Consider the following 5,442-nt stretch of genomic DNA (forward strand, 5'->3'; position numbering starts at 1 on the left):
TGGTTGATCTGCTCGATCCCCGAGGTCTGCTCCTGGCTCGCCGCCGTGATCTCGCCCATGATGTCCGTCACGCGCTTCACGCTGTCCACGATCTCTTCCATCGTCCGGCCCGCTTCCGCCACCTGCTTGCTGCCTTCCTCGACCTTGTCCACCGAGTCCCCGATCAACGTCTTGATCTCCTTGGCCGCCGCCGCCGAGCGCTGCGCCAGGCTGCGCACTTCCGACGCCACCACCGCGAAGCCCCGGCCCTGCTCGCCGGYGCGCGCGGCTTCCACCGCCGCGTTCAGCGCCAGGATGTTGGTCTGGAAGGCGATGCCGTCGATCACGCCGATGATGTCCACGATCTTGCGCGAGGAGGCGTTGATCGAGCCCATGGTGTCCACCACCTGGCCCACCACGCTGCCGCCCCGCACCGCCACCTCGGAGGCCGAGACCGCCAGCTGGTTGGCCTGCCGCGCGTTGTCGGCGTTCTGCTTCACCGTGCTCGTGAGCTCTTCCATCGAGGCCGCCGTCTCTTCCAGCGAACTGGCCTGCTCTTCGGTACGTGACGACAGGTCCTGGTTGCCGGTGGCGATCTGGCCCGAGGCGGTCGCAATGGTGTCGGTGCCCTGGTGCACTTCGCCCACGATCTTCACCAGGCTGTCGTTCATGTCCTTGAGCGCTTGCAGCAATTGCCCGGTCTCGTCGCGCGTGCCGGCCTCGATGCGGCCGGTCAGGTCGCCGCCGGCCACCGTCTGCGCCACCCGCACGGCGCGGCCCAGCGGCCGTGTGATGCCGATCGCCAGCCACCAGGCGCAGAGCCCGCCCAGGCCCAGCACCAGGGCTCCGAGCGCCAGCAGCAGGTTGCGGCTGGCCCGGTAGTCGGCGCCGATCTGGATCACCGTGCCGTCGATCGTTTGCCGCTGCATCTCGAGCAATTGCTGGACGTTGTCCAGGTAGACCTTGGCGGTGGGCATGAACTGGCGCTCCAGCGCCCGGGTGGCATCCTCCATCGTGCCCTCGGCCTTTGCCTTGACCACGGCGTCGCGCCCCTCGAGGTACTTCGTCCGCACGTCCTGGAAATTCTTCCACAGCAGCTTTTCCTCGTCACTGACCAGCAGCGGCTCGAGTTGCTTCTGCAGTGCCTGCGCCTCCTTGGTGGAGTTCGCGGCCTCCTCGGCGAAGAAGGGGCCGAGCGACGGGTCGGCGCTCTTGGCGATCGCGGTGGTCCGGCGCACACCGACCGCGACCAGCCGGTACCAGTCGCTGATCATTCGTTCCTTGGCCAGCGGCTGGCTGGTGATCTCCTCGGCGGAGGCAGTCACCGCCTGCAGGCGCCAGATGCCGAGTGCCGTCATCAGCGCCATCAGCGCCAGCACCATGCCAAAACCCAATCCCAGGCGGGTGCCGATCTTCAAGTGTTTCACGTGCGTTCCTCGTTGCCGGACAGTCCGACTGTCAGAGGGATATCGGCAACTGCGCGGAAAAATGAAGGCCGTCCTGCCCGTTCAGCCGGCGAAGCCCCCGTCGTCGAGGAACTGCTGCTCCGGCGGCGTGTTGCTGCGCCCCAGGACCTGGTTGCGATGCGGGAAGCGCCCGAAGCGCGCCACGATGTCCCGGTGCAGCACCGCGAAGCGCTGGGTGTTGGGGTCGAGTTCGCCGCACAGCAGCACCGAACGCTCCTGGTCGGCCAGGGACTCGGAGTGCATGAAGGGCATGTAGAAGAAGGGGCGCAGCGCCGGCTCGATCTGCCGGTCCAGGTCGGCGTCGATGGCGGCCTGCGCGATGCCGAGGGCCTTGCCGTCGGTCGCGAACATGTGGCCGCTGCCGCGCCAGGCGTTGCGCGGAAACTGGTCCAGCAGCACCAGCAGCGCCAGTGCGCCTTCGGCATCGGCGGCCCAGTGATCGAGCGCACCGGCGGCGGCGAGGTGGTGCGCGTTCTCGAAGCGGGCCTTGAAGTCGGCATCGAAGGCCTCGCTCTTGGCGAACCAGCGGCGGGGGCCGGCATCGCGCCAGAAGGCGGCGACATCGGCGGCGCAGGGCAGGGCAGTCATGCGCCGGATGATGCCACCGGTCCCGAAAGTCGGGGCGGCGGCCGACATCGCGGGAGCTCGCCCATGCCTAAGCTGAGCGCATCGCAACCCAATGGAGACCCCCATGACACGATACGGAAAACTCTTGCGCCTGGCCCTCGTCGCGGGCGTCGCGACCGCGGCCCTGGCGGGCTGCGGGATGATGTCGAAGTCCAATACCGCGAGCTTCAGCGGTGCCATGAATGCGGCCAGCGAGGTGCCGCCCAACATGACGCGCGGCAGCGGCATGGCCGAGGCCTGGCTGAACAAGGACACCAACGTGCTCAAGTACAAGATCACCTACGAGGGCTTGAGCGGGCCGGCGACCGCCGCGCACTTCCACGGTCCGGCGGCCGCCGGGGCGAACGCCGCCGTCGTGCTGCCCTTCGCGTCGCCAACCAGCCCGATCGAAGGCCAAGCCACGCTGACGCCGGCCCAGGCGGCCGACCTGATGACGGGCAAGTGGTACGCCAACATCCATACGGCGGCCAATCCGGCCGGCGAGATCCGCGGCCAGATGCTGCCGAAGATGTAGCCTGGCGCCCAGGCGCCGGAGCGCGGCGGCGCTGGCGGCGGATGGTGTCAAATGACGCCATGCCCGTCACCAAGAAGCTTCGCCCCGCCGCCCGACCCGCCACTGCGCGGGTCGACATCACGACCGCCAGGAAGGCGCTGGTGCTGCAGGGCGGTGGCGCCCTGGGGGCCTACCAGGCCGGCGTCTATGCGGGCGTGTTCGAGAAGCACAAGACGCTCGACTGGGTGGCCGGCGTGTCGATCGGCGCCGTCAACGCCGCGCTGATCGCGGGCAACGCGCCCGCGATGCGGGGCCGGCGGCTGCGCGAGTTCTGGGACCTGGTCTCCTCGGGCCCCACCCAGCGCCTGCCGGGCTGGTGGGGCGGCGACCGGGCCGCATGGAACCAGTGGAGCGCCGCGGCGGTCGCGATGTTCGGGGTTCCCGGCTTCTTCGAGCCGCGCCGCAACCCGACGCTGCTGCTCGGCGGCGCGGCGCCGCTCTTGAGCTACTACGACACCGCGCCGCTCAAGGCGACGCTCGAGCGGCTGGTGGACTTCGACCGCATCAACCATTGCGAAACCCGCTTCAGCGTGGGGGCGGTCAACGTCCGCACCGGCAACTCGGTCTATTTCGACAACACGGTCCAGCGCATCGGCCCCGAGCACATCATGGCCAGCGGCGCGCTGCCGCCGGGCTTCGCACCGGTGCACATCGACGGCGAGGACTACTGGGACGGCGGCATCGTCTCCAACACGCCGCTGCAGTACGTGCTGGACACGCATCCGCGCAGCGAGCCGCTGATGGTGCTGCAGGTCGACCTGTTCAGTGCCCACGGCGCAATGCCGCGCACGCTCGCCGAGACCATGGAGCGGCAGAAGGACATCACCTACTCGAGCCGCACCCGCATGAACACCGACGCGCTGGCCTCCAACATGAACCTGCAGCAGGCGATCGCCGACCTGATCGGCAAGCTGCCGGAGCCGTTGCGAAAGGACCCCAGCGTGCAGGCCGTGTGCGCCCAGTTGAGCCACGAACCGATCGAGATCGTGCACCTGATCTACCGGGACAAGCCCTACGAACTCGACTCGAAGGACTACGAGTTCTCGCGCGCCTCGGTCGACGAGCACTGGGAGGCCGGGCTGCGCGACATCCGGAACACGCTGGACCATCCCGAGTGGCTCCAGAGCGCTTCTTTGGCGAACGGGGTCACCACGTTCGACCTGACCGAGCCGAATGCCCGGCGCATTCGCCATCCGCTGAACCTGCCGCAGATTCCCGCTGCCCAGTAGCGCGCCCGGCACGCAGATTGCACGCATCCCCCAACTCCGCCACACCAAGGAAAACCCATGCAGCTCAAGGACAAGGTCGCCTTCATCACCGGCTCGGCCAGCGGGATCGGCAAGGAAATCGCCATCGTCTTCGCGCAGGAAGGCGCGAAGATCGTGATCGCCGACCTCAACAAGCAGGCCGCCGATGCCACCGCCGCCGAACTCAAGGCGAGCGGCGCGCAGGCCATCGGCGTCGGCGTCGACGTCACCAGCGAGGAGCAGGTCGACGCGGCCGTCGAGGAGGCTGCCAAAGCCTTCGGCGGCATCGACATCCTGATCAGCAATGCCGGCATCCAGATCGTGCATCCGGTCGAGGAATTCAGCTTCGCCGACTGGAAGAAGATGCTGGCGATCCACCTCGACGGCGCCTTCCTGACCACCAAGGCCTGCCTGAAGCACATGTACGCGCAGGGCCGCGGCGGCAGCGTGATCTACATGGGCTCGGTGCATTCCAAGGAGGCCTCGCTGCTGAAGGCGCCTTATGTCACGGCCAAGCACGGCCTGATCGGGCTGGCCAAGACCGTCGCCAAGGAAGGCGCCAAGTACAACGTGCGCGCCAACGTGATCTGCCCGGGCTTCGTTCGCACGCCGCTGGTCGAGAAGCAGATCCCCGAGCAGGCCAGGACACTCGGCATCACCGAGGAGCAGGTGATCAAGAACGTGATGCTCAAGGAAACGGTCGACGGCGAATTCACCACCACCGACGACGTCGCCCGGGTGGCGCTGATGTTCGCCGCCTTCCCGACCAATGCGCTGACCGGCCAGTCGCTGGTGGTGAGCCACGGCTGGTTCATGCAGTGAGGACGAAACACCCCCGAAGCGCCTGCGGCGCCTCCCCCTCAAGGGGGCGATACCAGCGGCCCGGCAAAGCCGGTTCCGCGGTATCCCTGGCATCGGGCTGAGCCGACGGTTACGCGATCGCGCTGTGGGAAACTGAGCGTGGGCAACGGCGCACCCGGCGCCCGCATGACTCGGAGACCAGGCCCATGACCGCATCCCTTCCTTCTCTCGGCCGGCGCGCCGTGCTCGTCGCTGCCGCGCTGGCGCTCGCAGGCTGCAGCAGCATCGGCCCCAAGCCTGCTGCCACCGACATCCACGTCATGACGTCGGGCGGCTTCACGGCCGCCTACAACGACCTGCGGCCCGGCTTCGAGAAGTCCAGCGGCCACACGGTAAAGACCGCCTACGGCGCCTCGATGGGCAACGCCGGTGACTCGATTCCGAGCCGGCTGGCCCGCGGCGAGCCGGCCGATGTCGTGATCCTCGCGCGGCCGGCGCTCGATGCGCTGGTCGAGCAGGGCAAGGTCGTGCCCGGCAGCCAGGTCGACCTGGTGCGCTCGTCCATCGGCTTCGCGGTGAAGAAGGGGGCGCCCAAGCCCGACATCGGCACGGTCGAGGCGCTCAAGCGCACCTTGATCGCCGCGCCCTCGATTGCCTAMTCGGCGAGCGCCAGCGGCACCTACTACGAGACCGAGCTGCTGAAGAACCTGGGCATCGAGGCACAGGTCAAGCCCAAGAGCCGCCGCATCTTGAGCGAGCGCGTCGGCAC

General features: G+C 68.3%; 6 protein-coding genes. 4 read left to right on the forward strand and 2 right to left on the reverse strand.

What is annotated here, in order from left to right; translation table 11 throughout:
• Together AC1D2K_RS28900 and AC1D2K_RS28905 are read right to left on the reverse strand one after the other, a co-directional pair.
• On the reverse strand, positions 1 to 1,406 hold a 1,406-nt coding region (locus AC1D2K_RS28900; protein ID WP_478093119.1), incomplete at its 3' end, for a methyl-accepting chemotaxis protein.
• An 81-nt stretch (positions 1,407 to 1,487) separates the two neighbouring features.
• Positions 1,488 to 2,033, reverse strand: coding sequence for a DUF924 family protein (locus AC1D2K_RS28905; protein WP_478093121.1), 546 nt, complete (start codon positions 2,031 to 2,033; stop codon positions 1,488 to 1,490).
• A gap of 103 nt (positions 2,034 to 2,136) precedes the next feature.
• On the opposite strand from AC1D2K_RS28905, the gene AC1D2K_RS28910 reads away from it, so the two are divergent.
• From AC1D2K_RS28910 to AC1D2K_RS28925, 4 genes are all read left to right on the forward strand, one after another.
• Positions 2,137 to 2,586: a CHRD domain-containing protein gene (locus AC1D2K_RS28910; RefSeq protein WP_478093123.1), complete on the forward strand. Its 450-nt coding sequence runs from the start codon at positions 2,137 to 2,139 to the stop codon at positions 2,584 to 2,586.
• Between the two features lie 59 nt (positions 2,587 to 2,645).
• Positions 2,646 to 3,854: a DUF3734 domain-containing protein gene (locus AC1D2K_RS28915; protein ID WP_478093125.1), complete on the forward strand. Its 1,209-nt coding sequence runs from the start codon at positions 2,646 to 2,648 to the stop codon at positions 3,852 to 3,854.
• 57 nt (positions 3,855 to 3,911) lie between these two features.
• Positions 3,912 to 4,694, forward strand: coding sequence for a 3-hydroxybutyrate dehydrogenase (locus tag AC1D2K_RS28920; protein ID WP_478093127.1), 783 nt, complete (start codon positions 3,912 to 3,914; stop codon positions 4,692 to 4,694).
• A 185-nt stretch (positions 4,695 to 4,879) separates the two neighbouring features.
• A partial coding sequence (locus tag AC1D2K_RS28925) for a substrate-binding domain-containing protein (RefSeq protein ID WP_478093129.1) occupies positions 4,880 to 5,442 on the forward strand: 563 nt, incomplete at its 3' end.

The organism is Variovorax sp. P1_H12_2 (genome assembly GCF_056405335.1).

What these genes read in the sequence shown, in the direction of transcription:
- AC1D2K_RS28910 (WP_478093123.1), top strand. Translation starts at nt 2,137, where the DNA reads ATGACACGATACGGAAAACTCTTGCGCCTGGCCCTCGTCGCGGGCGTC.
- AC1D2K_RS28915 (WP_478093125.1), top strand. Translation starts at nt 2,646, where the DNA reads ATGCCCGTCACCAAGAAGCTTCGCCCCGCCGCCCGACCCGCCACTGCG.
- AC1D2K_RS28905 (WP_478093121.1), bottom strand. Translation starts at nt 2,033, where the DNA reads ATGACTGCCCTGCCCTGCGCCGCCGATGTCGCCGCCTTCTGGCGCGAT.
- AC1D2K_RS28920 (WP_478093127.1), top strand. Translation starts at nt 3,912, where the DNA reads ATGCAGCTCAAGGACAAGGTCGCCTTCATCACCGGCTCGGCCAGCGGG.